This is a genomic window from Acinetobacter sp. FDAARGOS_515 (genome assembly GCF_003938865.1).
In the GTDB taxonomy this organism is placed as follows: Bacteria; Pseudomonadota; Gammaproteobacteria; order Pseudomonadales; family Moraxellaceae; genus Acinetobacter; species Acinetobacter ursingii.
Map to the genome: position 1 here is coordinate 708,282 of NZ_RKIX01000003.1, position 20,131 is coordinate 728,412.

Genomic DNA, 20,131 nt, shown 5'->3' on the forward strand with positions numbered 1-20,131 from the left:
ATGACCTAATGATTTGATGAGTTGGGTGATGAGTCGTGAGAATTTGAAGAAAAATAATGTTGCGTGAATGGAGTATGATGACTGGTCTGTTGCCAGACCTGTAAAAACTCATGGTGTTGCGATTGTTGCTGTAAGTAATGAATGGTCGCCTGAATCCACTGTTCATGATCCTGTGGCAACAATTGACCCTTGAGTAACAACCAACGTAGATAAATCAGCCAGGTATTGAGTACATCCCCTTCACAGTAACTGGTCAGTTTCAGCCATTGTTCATGTTGAACATAACTTGGTATATGATAACCTGATTCTCCACGTTTTCCGGGAAAGCCAAGCAAACATGCAATATCGTCCAATTTCTGAAAATTGCGACCATTAAACATTGCCATGACATCCATCACATCGATATGCCGATGATGATAACGATTCTGGTAGTTATTATAACGCTTCTGGGTATCTAACTCACCCTGATCAAATAAACTGGGTGCAGACAAACCATGATACATGGCACGAAACAGAATCACAGGCAAGTCAAATTGTGAACCATTCCAACTGACTAAGTTCGGATGGCGTTTATCAAAAATAGAAAGAAATTTGGCTAAAATCTCAGCTTCAGAATAATGTTCCTGACTAAAGGAAAAGAGCTTCAACCCTTGCTCATCCACCCATAAACCAGAAATACAGACGATTTCATGTAAGGGCAAACGCTGAAAATCCATGCCAGATTCCTGACGGAGAATTTTGCTCAGCGCCTGTTCCAGATCATCATCAGGCAGATCCAAATGATATAAATGCGCCCCCGCCTTTAAATCAGTCAAGGTTTCAATATCAAAAACCAGTGTCGGAAAGCGCATAATAATCTCTAAATAGTACTCGTTAAAATGTTTATTCAGGATCTTGCACAGAGAACAGACCTGTTGATAAATAACGATCGCCACGGTCACAAATAATGCAGACAATCACAGCATCAGGTTGTTCTTCTGCAATTTTGAGCGATGCCCAAACCGCGCCACCCGATGATGTTCCTGCACTAATGCCTTCTTCACGCGCTAGACGACGCATGGTTTTTTCAGCTTCAATCTGTGGAATATCGATAATACGATCTACGCGAGATGCATCAAAAATTGTCGGCAAATATTCTTTTGGCCAACGGCGGATTCCCGCAATACTAGAACCCTCAGAAGGCTGTAAACCCACGATTTGAATCTCTGGATTTTGCTCTTTTAAATACTTGGATACGCCCATAATGGTACCCGTGGTTCCCATCGAGCTGACAAAATGGGTAATTTTGCCGCCTGTTTGTTCCCAGATTTCAGGGCCAGTGGTTAAGTAATGTGCTTCCACATTATCAGGATTACCAAATTGATTTAAGACTAAACCCTGACCTTCGGTCTGCATCTGCAAAGCTAAATCACGTGCGCCTTCCATGCCTTGTTGCTGAGTCACTTCAATTAACTCCGCACCATAAGCCAGCATCGCATCTTTACGTTCCTGACTCATGTTATTGGGCATAATTAATTTCATTTTATAGCCGCGCATCGCGGCAACCATCGCCAGTGCAATTCCGGTATTGCCACTGGTGGCTTCAATCAAAGTGTCGCCAGGTTGAATCTGACCGCGTTTTTCAGCCTGCATAATCATATTATAAGCAGGTCGGTCTTTCACAGAACCAGCGGGATTATTGCCCTCGAGTTTTGCCAATACTGTCGTTCGGCTATTTTTGGCTAAACGCTGTAAACGAACCAGAGGCGTTTTACCTACATAGTGATCCAGTAAAAATTCATCGGCAAAAAAATTAGGTTCTGTATTACTCATGATCTACACCTAAATCGAGGTGCGGCTATTGTATGAAAAAATGACCTTTACTGCACCCATTTCGCAGGCTTTTTCTTGAAAATGCTGAAAGCCTCGCCAGTTTATGACAAAGCCGTGTTAATATGCCGATCAAAGAGATAGATCTGATCGGGCTATGTCAAATTTCAATAAAAAGTTATCCAAACGCTTACGTCTGAATCATGCTTATGGTCAACTCATTGCCTTGATTTTTGTCCCGATCATGGTATTGACAGGCGTTGGCACTGTGCTGGTGTTAAATGAAACCAGTAATTCAGCCAAATTACAGCAACGTCATGCCGCAGCCGCATTATTAACCCGTTATCAGCGTACATCCGAAGATTTATTAAAACTGGTCACATTGCGTCCAGATCAATACGATCATGCCCAGTCCATTATGCAAAGCATGTTTGCTGAACGGAATTTACAACGCGCAGCCATTATTGATGCCCAAGGACAAGTGCAACTCAGCATCGGTTATCGTGATACCCGTTTTTGGCCAAGCATTCCAGACTTGGTTTTTTTTGGCCCCATCAAACATAATCATAATAGTATTTATGGGCTTAAACTTCAGAGTGCACAGCAACCCACTTGGCTTGTGGTTGAAATGGACAATCAACCTTTGCAACTGGCACGTTATCGCGTGTTTACCGTACTGGTGATTACAGGGCTGATTACTCTGCTACTGTTGCTGTTATGTCTCAATTTTTACTCGCGACGCTGGATCGCGCCGATGTATGAAATTCGGATGCAGCTACAACGTCTCAATGCCGATACACTTGATCAACACATGGTGATTAATAGTACAGGCGAATTACGACTGTTACAGCGTGATATTGCCAATATGGTGAAACGCCTGCATTTCAGCTTTTTAGAACTTAAAGAACATACCGAACAAACTGAAGATGATTTAAGACGTACACTGGATACACTTGAAGTTCAAAATATTACCTATCGACAAGCACGTGATCAGGCGATTTCAGCCAATCAGGCCAAATCGGTTTTTCTTGCCAATATCAGCCATGAACTACGCACGCCATTAAATAGTATTGATGGTTTTATTCATTTAATGTTGCGCCAACAAAATCTAAATAATGAGCAAAGCCTGTATTTACAAACCATTCGTAAATCGTCTGCACATTTACTGGCTTTGATTAATGATGTACTGGATTTTTCCAAAATCGATGCCGGCAAGCTTGAGCTTGAAACCGCGTCGTTTGATCTGGAAGAAGCGATTTTTGATGTCATGGATATGTTGTCGCCTTTGGCGGCGCAAAAGCATATCGATATGGCATTTTATTTTGATGACCAGATTCCACCCCATGTGATTGGGGATGTATTACGTTTTAAACAGATTCTGACCAACCTAATTTCTAACGCGATTAAATTTACCCCTGATGGTGAAATTATTGTTCGGGTAAGACTCGAACATGATGATATTGGACAATGTCTGATTCACTTTAGCGTACAAGACAGCGGGATTGGTCTGAGCGGAACTGACCGTAAAAAACTATTTGAGTCTTTCTCTCAAGGCGATGCTTCCGTCACCCGCCAGTTTGGTGGCACTGGACTTGGGCTGGCAATTTCTAAACAACTTGTCCATCTCATGCACGGTCAAATTGGGTTTGAAGACAATCAGGAACGCGCGCCCACTGAAAAAGGCTCAACATTTTGGTTTACCGCCTTGTTCCAAGTGGATGAAGATCACCAAATTGTGCATCCTCAATTTAAACATTTACATGTGGTGTCTTTTCTGGCGCATCCTGCAACTGCAAATATCCTACGCCATTATCTTGAAAACTATCAGGTACAACATACCGAAGCACAATCTATTCTCGATCTATTTAGTCGCTTGAACAGCTTAAAAACCGCAGATAATACGTGGTTGATTGTTGATCATAGTGGCGATACAGAAGCCTTGCTCAAAGAAATTCGCAGTCGCTATACAGGTAATCTCGCAGTCTATGGTTATCAAATGGCGCTTGAGCCAAATATGCTGCATGAATATCGAGCTAGACCACTGTATCAGCCGCTGAGTCGTGCTGCCTTGATTCAACTGTTGAGCAATCAGCCTATTTTTGAACCTGAGCATGAGCAATTTAATGGTCAGGGCTTACATGTACTGGCGGTGGATGATCATTTACCCAATTTGATTGTACTCGAAGCATTACTGGGTGAACTCAACGTGAAAACCACCAAAGCGCTTAGTGGTCAGGAAGCCTTGAGTATTATTGAAAACCGTCTTGAGCGTGATGAAAAACCATTTGATATTGTGTTTATGGATATTCAAATGCCTGTCATGTCAGGGATTGATACTACTCGCGCGATTCGCTCATTGGAATCGACATTAGATGGCAAAATGCGCTTACCGATTATTGCTTTAACTGCACATGCTCTATCCGATGAAAAACAAAAATTGCTGAAAGTCGGGATGGATGATTACGTCACTAAACCGATTCAGATTGAACAAATTATTCAAATCCTGAATGAATGGACTAAAAATAATTTTGCCAGCAATACCAGACCTGAAAACACTATTTTGATGGATGCGCTTGATCCCACAATTTTAGATTGGCAGCAAAGCTTACAACTTGCAGCCAATAAAGAAGATCTGGCGCAAGACTTACTTAGAATGCTCGTGGATAGCTTTGATACTGAACTCAATGAAATGCAACAGTTGATCGAACTGGAAGACTTCCCGCAACTGGAACATGTGTTGCATCGTCTTTATGGTGCAACCCGCTATGTTGGCACACCAAAATTACAACATGTCACTGGCGACTTTGAACAATTCGTTTCAACCTTGAGAAAAGAACGCCGTCGTGCCGATGATACTTTTATTCAGGAAGTCTTAAATCGTTTTGAGGAACTTCAACTCAGTATTCGTGAAGTTGAGAGTGCAGCACAACAAATTTTAAATATCACGTCTTAGCACAGCGGTTTTCAATGTGACTGAGCTGTCATTTTTCCATGATTGGCTCATGTTATGCTGCGTACATAAATAAAAATCAAAGGAATACACATGGCGCTTCTCAATGTCAGCAATCAAAATGGTATCGTCACAGTTCGTCTGAATCGACCAGAAAAACGCAATGCCATGAGCTTTGCTTTACTGCGTGAACTGGTCAGCACCGCAAAAAAAATTGAAAAAGACCGTCGTGTACGCTGTGTCATTTTAACTGGTGAAGCACAAGTCTTTAGCGCAGGTATTGATCTGGCTGACTTAAACGCACCTAAAAACAGCCTGTATGCTGCATGGGAGCTAATAAAACCCGGACAAAGCCTCTTTCAAAAAGCCTTTCTGGTATGGCAGAACCTACCTGTTCCTGTGATTGCAGCAATCGAAGGTTATTGCTTTGGGGCAGGTATGCAACTGGCGCTTGCCGCAGATATTCGTATTGCACAGCCAGAAACCAAAATGTCGATTATGGAAAGTCGTTGGGGGCTTGTTCCAGATATGGGTTTAACCCGTACCATTAAAGGTTTGGTCGGCATAGATTTAGCAAAAGAATTAACCCTGACCGCACGTATTTTTGATGCAGATTATGCCAAAGAAATTGGTTTGGTTACCCATCTTTCTGAAAATCCAATTGAACGTGCAAATCAGTTAGCACTTGAACTATTACAGCGTTCTCCTGATGCATTAACGGCAGCAAAACGGGTTTTAGATGCGATGGAACACGAACCCAAAAAAGCACTACGCTTGGAAAAACTTTGGCAGCTTAAATTGATTCTCGGTAAAAATAGCCGTTTGGCACGTCAAAAGGACAAACATCCTGAAACTGAATTTTTGCCGCGCCAATACAAATAGATGGATATACATGTCAATAAGGAAGCCAATATGAGAGTTGATGTAAATACGCCAATTGCATTTTTGGGTATGGGTTTAATGGGCAGTCGGATGGCAGGCCGTTTAATAAAAGCAGGGTTTAAAGTTTCAGTCTGGAATAGAACTGAAGCCGCCTGTGAACCATTAATGACAATGGGCGCTACATCTTTACAACTTAAAAATATTGGCGATTATCCTGTCATTTTGACTTGTCTGGCGGATGATCATGCGGTGAGTCATGTATTTGGGCAAATTAAGACTTATTTAAAACCAGAACAGATCATTGTCGATTTTTCCAGTTTGTCTGTAGAAACGACCTTAGACCTTGCCAAGCAAAGCGCACAACAGCAAGTCGACTGGATTGATTCGCCTGTTTCTGGTGGCACAGCGGGTGCAGAACAAGGTACACTGGTGATCTTTGCAGGTGGCGATGCAAAAATCATTGATGAACTAGCTCCTATTTATCAAGTTCTATCCCAACGTGTGACGCGTATGGGAGAAAATGGCACTGGGCAAGCCACCAAAATTTGTAATCAATTAATTGTAGCAGCCAATAGCGCATTAATTGCAGAAGCTATCGCATTGGCGAATTTAGCTGGTGTAGATATCACTTTGCTCGCACCCGCACTAGCAGGCGGTTTTGCAGACTCCAAACCGTTTCAGATCTTAGCTCCACGCATGGCAACGCATAACTTTGAACCTGTGCAATGGAAAGTACAAACCTTATCGAAAGATTTAAACAACGCAGTACAATTGGCGAAAAATTTTAACCTCAATATTCCTGTGGCTAACCAAGCTTTAACTCAGTTACAAGCGCACCAACAAAAAGGCTTTGCCGAGCAAGATTTAGCGACTATGATCAAACAGATAGAAAATAAATCTTAAAGGATGAAGATCATGAGTCAGTTAGCAGTGAATCTTTCCCTTATTTTTACTGAAGTTCCTTTAATTGAACGCTTTGCACTGGCACGTCAATATGGCTTTCAACATGTAGAGATTCAATTTCCTTACGAACTCAGCATTCACCAGATTCGTGAACAACTCGAACAACATCACTTAAGTCTGTGTCTGATTAATGTTCCTACGGGTGATCTGATGCAAGGTGGCAATGGTCTGGCAGGCATTCCTGGCAAAGAAATTGAATTTCATCAGGCGCTGGAACAAGCGATTCAGTACGCGAGTGCGCTAGATGTGCCTCGAATCAATATTTTAGCTGGTAAACAGCCGCTGGATGCAGATTTACTGCCCTGTCTAAATACACTGGCCAGCAACCTTAAACTGGCGTGTCACCTGATGACTGAACATGGGATTGAACCTGTATTTGAAATGATCAATGGCACTGATATGCCGCGCTTTTTAGTGCAAAATATTGCTCAGGCTCAGGAAATGCTTGAAGCGGTACAACATCCTGCTTTAAAAATGCAATATGACTGTTATCACATGGCAATGATGGGTGAAGATGTACTCGAAGGTTTAAAAGAAAATATCGACCAGATTGGACACATCCAGTTTGCAGACTGCCCAGGTCGTCATGAACCTGATACAGCCGAACTGAACTTTGCACAGATTTTTCAGTGGTTACAGCACAGTCAGTACCAAGGATACATTGCAGCAGAATATAAACCTCAATACACATCTGCGCAGTCTTTCGAATGGAAAAACAAATATTTTTCTAATGACGTAAATACATAATGTGTTACAGCGAGGGTTTGAAATTTAGTCAAAACTTCGCTATATTAGATCCTGAGTAATTGTCAGGAAATTATACCCTTTATGAATTTAGAACCATCGCCCAGCGCTTCTAATTCTCACGATCTCGCAATGAATTCAACGCCGCATAATGTAGAAGCTTGTCTAAAAGTTGTACATGATGCACTTACCGATGTAAAAGCAAAAGATATTTTAGAACTTGATGTAAGCAGCATTAGCAATGTCGCCGACGCGATTGTTATTGCAAGCGGTACATCTACCCGCCATGTTAAAGCCCTTGCTGATAATGTTGCCGATGAAGCACGTAAAGCAGGTTTTCGCCCGATTGGGGTTGAAGGTGAACGTGATGCCGAATGGATCTTGATCGATCTCGGTTTTGTTGTTGTCCATGTGATGTTACCAACCGCTCGTAAGTTTTACGATCTTGAAAGCTTATGGCGCGATGCTCCAGAGGCAACTGCCTAAAAATATAAGAGCAAGAAGAGCGACCCATATGGCCGCTCTTTTTATATCAAAACTATATTTTTTTCTATTAGAAAATAATTTAAATTGAATAATAATAGGAATTTAGACAATGGAATTAGAAAAAAAACCAGCCCCTCATGATATCTCTATAGCTAAAACAGTAACTTATCTCCTCTTAGGCATTCCAGCGAGCATGTGTATTGGGGCTATTTTCGCTCAAGTTTCCACCATGTATATGGATAAACTTGAAGGGGCTGCAGGACAAGCTGCAATCACTATATTTATCATCATTAGTGTAGTGTGCTACCTCATCAGCTTAATCTTGCTTCCTATTTTTTCCAAAAAAAACCAGAGGTTCTATCAGCTACACTTAATATATTTGGTTTGCTAACCTTCATTTTTTTAATGATTGTTTTAACAATCTAGCCCAACTCATTTTTTGGGAATTAAACCGTTCATTTTACACAAAGACAATTAAGAGTATTTCCATTCAACATGAATCACATTAGATCTTCTAAAAAACCACAAATCAAAGCTTAAAAAGATGACTATTGAGTTAAACTAAGAGCGCTCTTATTTTTCATTACTTTTAATTTTTATAATATTCAAGGCTTGATCATGACTGTCCAGCAACTTATAAAACGCCTTTCCATTAGTTTATGCCTTACTTGCATTAGCACCAGTATTTTTGCCTCACCTGCAAAACTCAGCACAGTGAAAGAGCTCATGCAAGTGAGTCAAATTGACTATTTATTACGTCAATCACTCATTGAATTAAAGCCCTATTATGACAAACAGGCCGAACAAATTATTTTAAATACAACAGGCTCAAAACAACTCAATGACAAAGAAAGACAAGCAGCGAATCAACTCAGTCAACTTTTAAAAGACTATAGTACGCAGATCATTAGTAATCCAAACACCCAAAAAACCATCGAAGAAATTTATTTAAAAACCTATAGTGAAGAAGAATTACAAGCCAGTATTAAATTTCTAAATACGCCAGAAGGACAGTCAATTACACGGAAAAATGCCAAAATGATGGGTGAGCTTTCCGAATATATGATGCGCTTGGGTCAAGAAATGTTCAATGATGATCAAACACGTGAAAATTTTCAGGAAAAAATGATGGCGATTATTGCGCCTCTTATTGTCGAAAAAAATAAAAATCAAGAAAAACCGTAATTTATCATCATTTTTTAAAGTTTTTTTAAGCTGTATAAATGCAGATTCGGCTGTAGCGGGATACCCCCTCAGCCGAATCAAGCTTACCACGTCATTGGATTCCAGATTTTAAATGGCTTAACCAACAACACATCTGATTTTTCATCATATTTTGCAGGTTTTAATTCTTGCGGTTTATGTCGAATCTTGCCTGAAGTATCTTGTGCTACAAAGTTATAGCTCGATGATTTCAAACGAGTAAATGCAATTTCATTACGCCCTATTTTTTCCTGCATAATCAAAAATGGTCCTGTGCGTTCTTTACGTGCAGGATTTTCTTCATCATATTTCAGATAATAGCTTTGTCCTGCATCTACCGTCATATCAATGTATTTCGGTTCTTGAAAATGAAAAACTGTTAAAGGACGACTGGTCGAAATCCGATAAGTTCCCGCAGGCAATTCCACCCAATAATAATGATTATTTAATAAACTCGGAATCCGCTTTCCATTAATAAAAATATTGGCAGCAGCAATTTCCTGTTGATTCCAGCGTGAGTCTGGGCGATATAAATACACGACGGCAGCTTGGGGATTTTGTGGTTGAATCGGCTGGAAATATTGTCCTAGTTTTTGGTTAACCCAACCACCGACAGAAAACCCACCCACATGATATTGATCTAATATTCCAGGCTCTTGATTGACATCGACTTTTGGCAAAGTTGAGGTTAAGGTTTCAGGCTCAGATTTTAACTGGGAAGTACTATGACAGGCTGTCAACGCCCCAACGCAACACAGTGATAATAATAAATAACGCATGATATCCCTCAAGGCGTTTTATTTCATTTATTTTACGGCGCAAAACTATGCGTATTTCGCCTCAAGATTAACACCTCATTTTTTATTTGCAAATAAAAAAGCATGAAATGCCTGAGCAGATCATACTTTTCAGATAAGTATCAGATGATTGAACTTATGTAAAACTTATGCAGATTTAGAATCAACCACTTTCAAATCAACTTGTTCAACCGTATCATGATTTTTGTGCGGTAAGCGTTCCTTTTGGAAAACTGGTTGCGCTCCTTCTGTAATCACTGCTTCATTGATGATGACAGTGCCGACATCATCACGACTTGGCAGCTCATACATAGTTTCAAGCAACACATTTTCCAGTATCGAACGCAAACCACGCGCCCCTGTATTGCGCTCTAAGGCTTTTTTAGCAACTGCACGCAATGCTGCATCTTCAAATACCAGATCAACATCTTCCATATTAAATAGATATTGATACTGACGAGTCAACGCATTTTTCGGCTCAGTCAAAATCTGCATGAGCGCCGCTTCATCCAGTTCTTCAAGCGTTGCAATCACAGGCAAACGACCAATAAACTCTGGAATTAAACCAAATTTCACCAAATCAGTCGGTTCAACCTGACGGAACAATTCAGCTAGTTTTTTGCTTTCATCTTTATTTTTGACTTCCGCAGTAAAACCAATGCCGCCTTTTTCCTGACGTTGCTGCACGATTTTTTCAAGTCCAGAAAACGCACCACCACAGATAAACAGGATATTCGCAGTATCAATCTGAATAAATTCCTGTTGTGGATGCTTACGTCCACCTTGCGGCGGAATCGAAGCCACTGTGCCTTCAATCATTTTCAGTAAGGCTTGTTGTACCCCTTCACCCGATACATCACGGGTAATCGATGGATTTTCAGACTTACGGGTAATTTTATCGATCTCATCGATATAGATAATGCCCTTTTGTGCTTTCTCTACATCATAATCGGCTTTTTGTAACAGCTTTTGCACGATGTTTTCGACATCTTCACCCACATATCCAGCTTCGGTTAAGGTCGTCGCATCTGCCATAGCAAATGGAACATCCAATAACCGCGCTAAAGTCTGTGCAAGCAAGGTTTTACCTGAACCTGTCGGCCCAATCAGCAAGATATTACTTTTGGCAATTTCAATATCCTGATTGGCTTTATGTCCAGATTGACCGACTTTCAAACGTTTGTAATGGTTATAAACCGCTACAGATAAGGTTTTTTTCGCAATATCCTGACCAATCACATATTGGTCCAAAGCTTTACGAATTTCTTGCGGTTTAGGTAGCTCACGACTTGCCCAATCTCCAGCTTCAACTTGTTGACTGGTTTGCACGAGATCAAGACACACGTCCACACATTCATTACAGATATATGCGTCCTCACCTGCAATCAGTTTCCCGACTTCAGACTGCGTTTTACCGCAAAATGAACAATGTTTTTGTCCTTGAGGATGTTCGGACATAATTACTCCAACTTAAATCTTAACTTTTAGGGACGTTTAGATAAAACTTGATCCACTAAACCATATTCTTTGGCTGCTTGCGCAGTCATGAAATTATCACGATCCGTATCACGGGCAACGGTTTCGTAGTCTTGACCACTATGTTCTGCCATTAAACGATTCAAACGCTCTTTGATAAATAAAATTTCACGCGCATGAATCTCAATATCAGAAGCCTGACCACGGAAACCACCGAGTGGCTGGTGGATCATGACACGGGCATTTTCAAGACAGTAACGTTTGCCTTTAGCGCCCGCGTTCAACAAGAACGCTCCCATAGAAGCTGCCTGCCCCATACAATAAGTCACCACATCAGGTTTAATAAACTGCATGGTATCGTAAATTGCCATACCTGCGGTCACTGAACCACCTGGTGAATTAATATAGAGGTGTATATCTTTATCTGGGTTCTCTGCTTCTAAAAACAACATCTGAGCGACAATTAAATTCGCCATGTTATCTTCCACTTCACCCGTTAGAAAAATTACACGCTCGCGTAGTAGACGTGAAAAAATATCAAAAGAACGCTCACCACGTGAAGACTGTTCAACGACAACAGGAACTAAAGCATTTTCAATTGTTGGAACATACATACGATTATTTATTCCTAAATTTTTGTAACTTAACTCATTCCCACAATATGAGGGATAATCATTAAAATTGCAAAAGCATTCCTTTCAAAATATCGTTTTATTTCTGTATAAAACGCGCATTTCTGTCGGAATATCAGAAAAGAACAGATTCATAAAAAAAGGCGCTTTCGCGCCTTTTCTCAATCTATATGAAAGATTAACGAGCTTGGCGCGCTTGTTGTTCTTTCAATAAGTCTTCATAACTCACATCAGTATTGGTTACTTTTGCAGCAGCCAAAATATGATCAACCACTTGATCTTCTAACACAACCGCTTCGATTTGAGCACGTTGCTGTTTGTCATTTTTGAAGTATTCGATCACTTCAGTTGGATCTTCATAAGAAGATGCCATATCTTCGATATAAGCATCTACACGGCTTTGATCCACTTCAAGTTTCGCATCAGCAAGTACTTTACTTACCAATACACCCAATTTTACTGATTTTTCAGCTTGTTCTTTGAACAATTCATCTGGAAGCATGCTCTTGTCAAATGCTTGAGCACCAGCACCACCAAACTGTTGGGTGAACTGTTGAATCATTTGTTCGCGTTGACGATCGATTTCCTGAGCAACCATCGCAGCAGGAACTTCGATTTCGTTTGCAGCAACAAGTGCATCAAACGCCGCTTGTTTTACTTGGTTACGTAAACCGTTACGAACTTCACGCTCCATGTTCTTACGAACATCAGCTTTAAGTTTTTCAACGCCTTCTTCTTCAGTCAAACCAAAGATTTTAAGGAATTCTGCATCAATCTCTGGAAGTTTTGATTTTTCAACTTGCTTCACAGTGATTTTGAATTGCGCTTGTTTACCCGCAAGATTTTCAGCTTGGTAATCTTCGGGGAAAGTGACATCGATAACTTTCTCTTCGCCTGCTTTCATGCCCACGATCCCATCTTCAAAACCAGGAATCATACGGCCAGAACCCAATACTAGTTTAAAGTCTTCAGCAGAACCGCCTTCAAACTTTTCACCATCAATCGAACCTTCAAAGTCGAAAGTCACTTGCATGTCTTTTTTCGCCATACCTTTGGTTACAGCCCAAGTTTGACGTTGTTTTTGCAAGTTTTCGATCATTTGATCAACGTCTTTATCGTTGATTTCAGTTGATTTACGCTCAACTTCTAAGTCATTGAATGCTTTCACTTCAACTTCTGGATACACTTCAACAGTCGCTTCGTAGACTAAAGCGTCATCTTTATGTTCCACTTTTTCGATGTTTGGCATGCCAACGGCATTGATTTTTTCTTGTTGAATCGCTTCAAAAACGCTATCACGAATAATGTCGTTCACCACTTCCTGATAAATACCAGGACCGAAATCAGAACGTACACGTGACATAGGCACTTTGCCCGGACGGAAGCCGTTGATCTTCACAGTTTTGGCAGTGCGTTTTAAACGAGCTTCAAATTGCTCATTAATACGGCTCGTCGGTACAGAAACATTTAAACGACGGGCAACGCCCGAAACCGCTTCAGTCGTTACTTGCATGGCTTCCTCGATAATTAGTTAGTAGTAACAATTTTTAAAAGTGCCACATTATATGACAACTTTGCCGATATACAAAACGGATGATGAAAAAGGAGTAATTTTTAGGGTTTTATGAGCTTTTTCGTAAAATAAAGTTTCTTAAAATAATCTTAATTTTTGTTTAGTAATCAGTAAAAACAATTAAAAAAAAATTTTATATTTTTTTTCCCATAAAAAATTATTACAAATGTAAATAATATAGATACTAATAAGAATAATTATTACTTAGAATTGCACAGCTTAAACAAACCTCCACTTTTCCTTCATCATTTTATGGACTGGAACAACATGGCTAAGTCTTCTTGCTTAAAAAAGAAAAGAGTGAAAACCGTCGCTCTTGCGATTGCTTTACCTAATTTAGCATTTGCTGCATCGGATGATAGCGTAACTCAGCTACCAACAATTCAGGCTAAAGCAGAACAAGCAACAGATTCTTACCATGCCAAAAACAGCTCCTCGACCAAACATACTGAATCTTTACTCAATACCGCAAAGACAGTACAGGTCTTGACTGAAAAAGCGCTAAAAGATCAGGGATTGGTTTCTTTGCAAGAAGCATTAGCGACCACACCTGGTATCAGTTTCGGCGCAGGTGAAGGCGGCGGCGGTTATGGCGACAAAATTAACCTTCGTGGTTATGATGCCACCTACAATACGACAATTGATGGCTTACGCGACGCAGCTTTGACTAATCGTTCAGATTTATTCAATTATGAAGCAGTCGAAATTACAAAAGGTGCAAACTCTGTTGAAAATGGCGTTGGCCAAGTCAGTGGTGGTGTCAACCTTGTTTCCAAAGCCCCAAAAAATAAAGACTTTAATGAGGTGACTTTGGGTGTAGGAACAGATGACTACAAACGCTTTACTGGTGATTTTAATAAAGTCCTAAGTGATGATGTAGCATTCCGTTTAAATGTGATGGGTCATGACAATACCTATGCAGGTCGCGATGAAGAAATGAAACGCTGGGGTATTGCACCGTCAATTACTTTTGGAATCAATGACAAAACAAAAGCAACGCTCTCTTATTTTTATCAGGAAGATGAAAATGATCCTCAATATGGCGTACCGTACTATAATGGCAAGGCCGTACCAGGTATTTCAAATAAAAATAGCTATGGTTATAGCAACTTAGACCAACAAAATACGACTAATAATGTTGCAACATTAAAAATTGAAAGCGAAATTAATGATGCAATGAAACTCAACTCGATCACGCGTTATAGTGATATCGAGCAAGAAACGACGATCTCAGCTCCACAAGGTACTTTCTGTCTTGCCAACGGTACTGCCCCAACAGCATATACCAATGCAAACCAAACAGGATATACAACGTGCACCACACCAGGACAATATGTTGTGAGTGGCCCACGTGGTTATTATCGCGACACTGAAAATAAACAGTTTGCGCATGACACCAATTTGACAACTAAGTTTAAAACTGGATTCATTGATCATGCTTTAGTGACTGGTATTGGTTTTAGCCGTGAAGACTACACCATTACAACAGGGGGCTACCTATATAATGCGGATGGTAGCGCAGCCACCAAACCTAATATGGATGTTTATAATCCTGATAATTTCTGGCATGGCCCAACCAATTTCCGCAAAACAGGTTATGCAGAAGGCAGTCTAGATGTTTATTCAGCGTATATTTTCGATACACTTAAATTCAACGATCAATGGTTACTTAATTTAGGTGTTCGTGACGACTATACAAAAGGACAATATCGTTCAGATACAATATTGGCGACCACTGGGGCTGTAACCACAGGTAAAACGTATGGTCAGTCTGATAACCTATTTTCTTACAATGTTGGCTTAACTTTTAAACCAACGCCAGCAACCAGTATTTATGCTGCTTACTCAAATGCCGAAAAACCAACTCAAAACACTGCAAATGGTGGCTGCTCTCAAACCGTAACCAACAATGTGATTACTGCCAACACGTGTAATACTGATCCAGAACATGCGATTAGCTATGAAGTTGGCGCAAAATGGGAAGTCAATCCAAACCTACTATTAACTGGGGCGGTATTTCGTAACGAACAAGATAAAGTACGTGTGACCAGTGACATTGCAGGCCAACCTGATGCAACTATAGATGGCCAAAACTACGTACAAGGTGTTGAGTTAGGTTTAGCTGGAAATATTCTCCCACAATGGGCAATTACCGCAAGTCTTGCCTACATGGAAGGCGAATACGATCAAACCAAAGCCAATGGATCACCAAATATTGATTTCCAGAAAGGCGATAAGCTTGTTAACGTACCAAAAGTATCTGGTAGCTTATGGACAACCTACGATATCGATCCTCAATGGCAAGTGGGCTATGGTTTAACTTATCAAGGTGAAATGTATTTAACTACACACTCTTCAAATACCAACAACCTTGTTCCACAAGTTAAATCTGATGATTATTTCATCCACAATGCTTCCGTAACTTATAAATATAGTAAAGATCTAAGCTTCCAGTTAATCGGACAAAACCTCGCTGATGAGAAATACTATACACATATTCGCAGCAATGGCTGGGCAATGCCAGGAGAAGGTCGTAAAGCGATTTTCAATGTAAATTATAAGTTTTAATCAATTCACTGTAATTCAGTTATGATAAGAAGCACTTGTATTTTCAAGTGCTTCTTTAATTTCTAATGACGAGATAAATGATGTTATTACAGATTCCCAATTTACTCAGTTTGGAACAGGTCAACCATTGTAGACAATTATTACAAACTGCTCCGTGGATTGATGGGAAAGTAACAACAGGACACCAATCCGCGCATTTAAAAAATAACTTACAACTCCCAATGGACTGTGATGAAGCAGTTAAAATGGGAAAAATAATTGAACAAGCAATTCTAAAAAACGCTTTAGCTTTCAGTGCTGCTTTACCAAAAAAGATTCTGCCACCGATGTTCAACTGCTATCAACATCATGGGCATTTTGGTGTGCATGTTGATAATGCCATTCGCAAACACCCAGAGACAAATGAATATCTAAGAACAGATATATCTTGTACGGTTTTTTTTACCAACCCAGATGAATATGAAGGTGGCGAACTCATCATTGAAGATACGTTCGGCTCTCAACAAATCAAACTCAATGCAGGTGATGCAATTTTATATCCATCCACCAGTTTGCATCAGGTCACTCCCGTCACTCAAGGCGCACGTATTGCCTCCTTTTTTTGGATTCAAAGTCTGATTGCATCGGATGCGCAAAGACGTATTTTATTTGAGCTGGATCAGAATATTCAGAAACTCAGTCAAACGCTAGACGCAACACATGCACAAGTCATTTCCTTAACTGGGATTTATCATAATTTATTAAGAGAATGGAGCGATGTTTAAATCGCCTCATCTAGTTTGCTTTGAGGTTTTGTATGGATTCTCAACAACCCACGCTTTTAAAACCGTTCACGACCATTCCTGCTCATTTACAAACCATCGCAGATTACGAGCAACAAGCCAGATTACATTTATCTGCTGCGACTTGGGAATATTTACAAGGCGGTGCAATGGATGAAATCAGTATCAGAGAAAATCGTGAGCAATTTGAGCAAATCAAACTGATCCCTCGACATCTAAAAGATTTAACTCAAGGTCAGACCCAACTCTCTTTATTTGGACAAAACTACCCTCACCCTATTTTTATGGCTCCGATTGGCCATCAAAGCTTATTTCATCCACAAGCAGAAAAAGCCAGTGCAATGGCGGCTGAGGTACTGCAAAGTAATTTCATATTAAGTACCTTTACCAATACAGATTTAGGTGAACTTCATCCAGAAAATCCTTACAAATGGTTTCAACTCTACTGGCAGGCAGATCGTCAAAAATCCTTAGAACTGGTTAAACTAGCAGAACAACAGCATTTCAAAGCCTTGGTCGTTACCATTGATTCACCGCATACGGGAATTCGTGATCGTGAACGCAAAGCTTTTTTTCAACTCCCCGAAAACATGCAACACCCCCACACACCTGCTCATTTCATGGCATCAGATGTTGCCCCTGATCAACATCCATTATTTCAAGGTCTGATGCATATGGCACCTCAATGGAATGATATTGAATGGCTAATCCAAAACACCGCTCTGCCCGTGATCCTTAAAGGTGTACTCCATCCTGCCGATGCAAAACAGGCAATTGAGATTGGCGCACAAGGCTTGATTATTTCCAATCATGGTGGTCGTGTATTAGATACAACTATTTCTCCACTCACTGCGTTACAGATGATAAAAGCGACTGTTGATCCTGAGTTTCCATTATTATTGGATGGAGGTATACGTCGTGGTAGTGATATTTTTAAAGCAATCGCTTTAGGTGCTTCTGCCGTACTGATTGGTCGTCCTTATATTTATGGCCTAGCGGTTGCAGGTGCATTAGGTGTCGCACATACCCTGAAAATCTTAAAAGAAGAATTTGAAGTCACCATGGCTTTAATGGGAACAGCCACATTAAAAGACATTAATCGAGATTATATTTACCCTTAATACGCATTTAAGTGGAAATTCTTTCCGCATAAAAAACAAATTACGCAAAAAACAGGGAAATATTTTCCACTTATTCAAATTAAAATTTAGGATATGATTTTGCATACGCGGCGTTTTTCACCTACACTCCAATGAGTCGTAAAATCTTTTACGCAGGTGAAACCACTAAGCTTATTTAATGGTATACGGAAATGAAATACGTTTTTGCTTTTTCCAAGTCTACAACTGATTTGACAGCACTCCTGATGCTGCGCCAAGCGCGCATACTCTCTTTTTGCCTCTAAACTGGCCACAAAATTTTTATATCATTTTCTTTAAATTATTGTATTTAGACACCATATATAAAGTAGTAAGCTGCCTAAAAAATATTGAGCAAGCGCTACGACAAGGAGTTATCTCATGATGTTGGCAGACCCAAGCAAAAAATACCGCCGTATGTACCAGCGAGTCGATTTACCTGACCGCCAATGGCCGAATAACGAAATTACCAAAGCACCGATCTGGATGAGTACCGACTTGCGTGACGGTAATCAAGCCATTTTTGAACCAATGGACATCGATCAAAAATTTAAAATGTTCCAAATGTTGGTCAAAATTGGTTTCAAACACATTGAAATTGGTTTTCCATCGGCGTCTCAAGTAGATTTTGACTTCACTCGTAAATTGATTGAAGAAAACCACATTCCAGATGATGTCTATATTGAAGTGTTGGTACAAGCACGTGATCATTTGATTGAACGTACCTTTGAGTCTTTGGTCGGTGCGAAACGCGCTATTGTGCATATCTATAATGCTAATTCACCGACCTTCCGTCAAAAAGTATTGAATGTTGATGCCAATGGCTCTAAAGCTTTAGCGGTTAATGCTGCTAAAAAAATTAAAGAAATTGCAGCACAATATCCTGAAACTGAATGGGTATTTCAGTACAGCCCAGAATGTTTTTCTGCTACAGAATTAGAAGTCGCTAAAGACGTTTGCGATGCTGTGACTGAAATCTGGGAAGCATCAGCAGAGAATAAAGTGATTTTGAACTTGCCTGCAACGGTCGAAGTTTCAACACCAAATGTTTATGCAGACCAAATCGAATGGATGCACCGTAATCTTGCTCGTCGTGATGGGGTGATCATTTCTGTTCACTGTCATAATGACCGTGGCTGTGGGATTGCAGCGTCTGAACTTGCGATTATGGCAGGAGCAGACCGTGTTGAAGGTTGCGTATTTGGTAATGGTGAACGTACAGGTAATGTTGATGTCGCAGCAATTGCCTTAAATATGTATACCCAAGGTGTGGCACCCGAGTTAGATTTCTCCAATATCAATGAAGTGATTGCCATCATTGAAGAATGTACAGGCTTACCTGTGCATCCACGTCATCCTTATGCGGGTGACTTGGTCTTCACAGCATTCTCAGGATCACATCAGGATGCCATCAAAAAAGGCTTTGAATTCCAGAAAAACGAAGAAATCTGGGATATGCCTTACTTGCCAATCGATCCAAAAGACTTGGGTCGTGACTACGATGCGGTCATTCGTGTCAATAGCCAGTCGGGTAAAGGTGGGATTGCTTACTTGTTAGAATCTCACTACAACGTGGTATTGCCGCGTCGTTTACAGATTGAATTTTCACAAATTGTGCAACAACACACCGACAGCAATGGTACGGAAATTAGTGCAACTGAAATCTGGAATTTGTTCCAAGATACTTACGTGAATGCTAAACAGCAGCACTATACCGCAAAAAACTATCGCCTTTCTGACGTAAATGGCACGCAGGCAATTGAACTCGAAGTGGATATTGATGGTGAAATCCAACAATTACGTGGCGAAGGCAATGGTCCAATTTCGGCTTTCTTAAATGCGCTTCAATTGCCGATTGATGTATTGAACTATGAAGAACGTAGCATTAGCTCTGGTGCCAACGCCAAAGCCTTGACCTTGATTGAAATTCAAGTCAAAGGAACAGGTAAGAGTGCGTTTGGAGCAGGAATCCATGACAACACCGTGACCTCATCCATTGAAGCGATTTTGGCCTCAACCAATCGTTTAATTGAACAAGGTGTCTTGAGCACAGAACAAGTGGCCGCTGCCGCTGTATAAACTACGTAAAACACTCTTTTTGAAAGGATACCTATGGTATCCTTTCTT

17 protein-coding genes are annotated in these 20,131 nt (G+C 40.4%); 11 read left to right on the forward strand and 6 right to left on the reverse strand.

What is annotated here, in order from left to right; all coding sequences use genetic code 11:
• Positions 1-5: 5 nt before the first annotated feature.
• Together EGS47_RS04850 and cysM are read right to left on the reverse strand one after the other, a co-directional pair.
• Positions 6-851 carry a 3'-5' exonuclease gene (locus EGS47_RS04850; RefSeq protein ID WP_005001417.1) on the reverse strand — a complete coding sequence of 282 codons (846 nt, stop codon included), beginning with the start codon at positions 849-851 and terminating at the stop codon, positions 6-8.
• Between the two features lie 31 nt (positions 852-882).
• Positions 883-1,812, reverse strand: coding sequence for a cysteine synthase CysM (gene cysM / locus EGS47_RS04855; RefSeq protein WP_005001414.1), 930 nt, complete (start codon positions 1,810-1,812; stop codon positions 883-885).
• 154 nt (positions 1,813-1,966) lie between these two features.
• Between cysM and EGS47_RS04860 the strand changes: the two genes are divergently transcribed.
• From EGS47_RS04860 to EGS47_RS04890, 7 genes are all read left to right on the forward strand, one after another.
• Complete coding sequence (locus EGS47_RS04860) at positions 1,967-4,762, forward strand: ATP-binding protein (RefSeq protein WP_005001413.1); 2,796 nt, start codon at positions 1,967-1,969, stop codon at positions 4,760-4,762.
• A gap of 90 nt (positions 4,763-4,852) precedes the next feature.
• The gene (locus tag EGS47_RS04865) at positions 4,853-5,641 is read left to right on the forward strand and encodes a crotonase/enoyl-CoA hydratase family protein (protein ID WP_005001412.1); all 789 of its coding nucleotides are present in this window, start codon (positions 4,853-4,855) and stop codon (positions 5,639-5,641) included.
• 30 nt (positions 5,642-5,671) lie between these two features.
• Positions 5,672-6,544: an NAD(P)-dependent oxidoreductase gene (locus tag EGS47_RS04870; protein WP_005001407.1), complete on the forward strand. Its 873-nt coding sequence runs from the start codon at positions 5,672-5,674 to the stop codon at positions 6,542-6,544.
• Between the two features lie 12 nt (positions 6,545-6,556).
• On the forward strand, positions 6,557-7,351 hold the full coding sequence (locus tag EGS47_RS04875; protein ID WP_005001403.1) for a hydroxypyruvate isomerase family protein: 795 nt from the start codon (positions 6,557-6,559) through the stop codon (positions 7,349-7,351).
• A gap of 81 nt (positions 7,352-7,432) precedes the next feature.
• Positions 7,433-7,834 (forward strand): ribosome silencing factor, encoded by a 402-nt coding sequence (gene rsfS, locus EGS47_RS04880; RefSeq protein WP_005001401.1) that lies wholly within the window; start codon positions 7,433-7,435, stop codon positions 7,832-7,834.
• Positions 7,835-7,943: 109 nt separating this feature from the next.
• A complete protein-coding gene (locus tag EGS47_RS04885) occupies positions 7,944-8,225 on the forward strand; it encodes a hypothetical protein (RefSeq protein WP_005001399.1) in 282 nt (93 codons plus the stop codon).
• A gap of 227 nt (positions 8,226-8,452) precedes the next feature.
• A complete protein-coding gene (locus tag EGS47_RS04890; protein WP_005001395.1) occupies positions 8,453-9,019 on the forward strand; it encodes a DUF2059 domain-containing protein in 567 nt (188 codons plus the stop codon).
• A gap of 83 nt (positions 9,020-9,102) precedes the next feature.
• Here EGS47_RS04890 and EGS47_RS04895 read toward each other — a convergent pair whose 3' ends face one another.
• The 4 genes from EGS47_RS04895 to tig all read right to left on the reverse strand — a co-directional run bounded on the left by EGS47_RS04895 (position 9,103) and on the right by tig (position 13,455).
• Positions 9,103-9,816 carry a DUF2846 domain-containing protein gene (locus EGS47_RS04895; RefSeq protein WP_005001394.1) on the reverse strand — a complete coding sequence of 238 codons (714 nt, stop codon included), beginning with the start codon at positions 9,814-9,816 and terminating at the stop codon, positions 9,103-9,105.
• A gap of 165 nt (positions 9,817-9,981) precedes the next feature.
• A complete protein-coding gene (clpX, locus tag EGS47_RS04900; RefSeq protein ID WP_005001393.1) occupies positions 9,982-11,292 on the reverse strand; it encodes an ATP-dependent Clp protease ATP-binding subunit ClpX in 1,311 nt (436 codons plus the stop codon).
• A gap of 26 nt (positions 11,293-11,318) precedes the next feature.
• Positions 11,319-11,924 (reverse strand): ATP-dependent Clp endopeptidase proteolytic subunit ClpP, encoded by a 606-nt coding sequence (clpP, locus tag EGS47_RS04905; RefSeq protein WP_004991313.1) that lies wholly within the window; start codon positions 11,922-11,924, stop codon positions 11,319-11,321.
• Positions 11,925-12,120: 196 nt separating this feature from the next.
• Positions 12,121-13,455: a trigger factor gene (tig, locus tag EGS47_RS04910; protein WP_004991314.1), complete on the reverse strand. Its 1,335-nt coding sequence runs from the start codon at positions 13,453-13,455 to the stop codon at positions 12,121-12,123.
• A gap of 327 nt (positions 13,456-13,782) precedes the next feature.
• Here tig and EGS47_RS04915 point away from each other — a divergent pair, with 327 nt between their 5' ends.
• From EGS47_RS04915 to leuA, 4 genes are all read left to right on the forward strand, one after another.
• Complete coding sequence (locus EGS47_RS04915) at positions 13,783-16,083, forward strand: TonB-dependent receptor (RefSeq protein ID WP_005001391.1); 2,301 nt, start codon at positions 13,783-13,785, stop codon at positions 16,081-16,083.
• A gap of 80 nt (positions 16,084-16,163) precedes the next feature.
• On the forward strand, positions 16,164-16,847 hold the full coding sequence (locus EGS47_RS04920; protein WP_005001389.1) for a Fe2+-dependent dioxygenase: 684 nt from the start codon (positions 16,164-16,166) through the stop codon (positions 16,845-16,847).
• A 32-nt stretch (positions 16,848-16,879) separates the two neighbouring features.
• Positions 16,880-17,986, forward strand: coding sequence for an alpha-hydroxy acid oxidase (locus tag EGS47_RS04925; protein ID WP_005001386.1), 1,107 nt, complete (start codon positions 16,880-16,882; stop codon positions 17,984-17,986).
• Between the two features lie 399 nt (positions 17,987-18,385).
• Positions 18,386-20,083, forward strand: coding sequence for a 2-isopropylmalate synthase (gene leuA, locus EGS47_RS04930; RefSeq protein ID WP_005001385.1), 1,698 nt, complete (start codon positions 18,386-18,388; stop codon positions 20,081-20,083).
• The last annotated feature ends 48 nt before the right edge of the window (positions 20,084-20,131 follow it).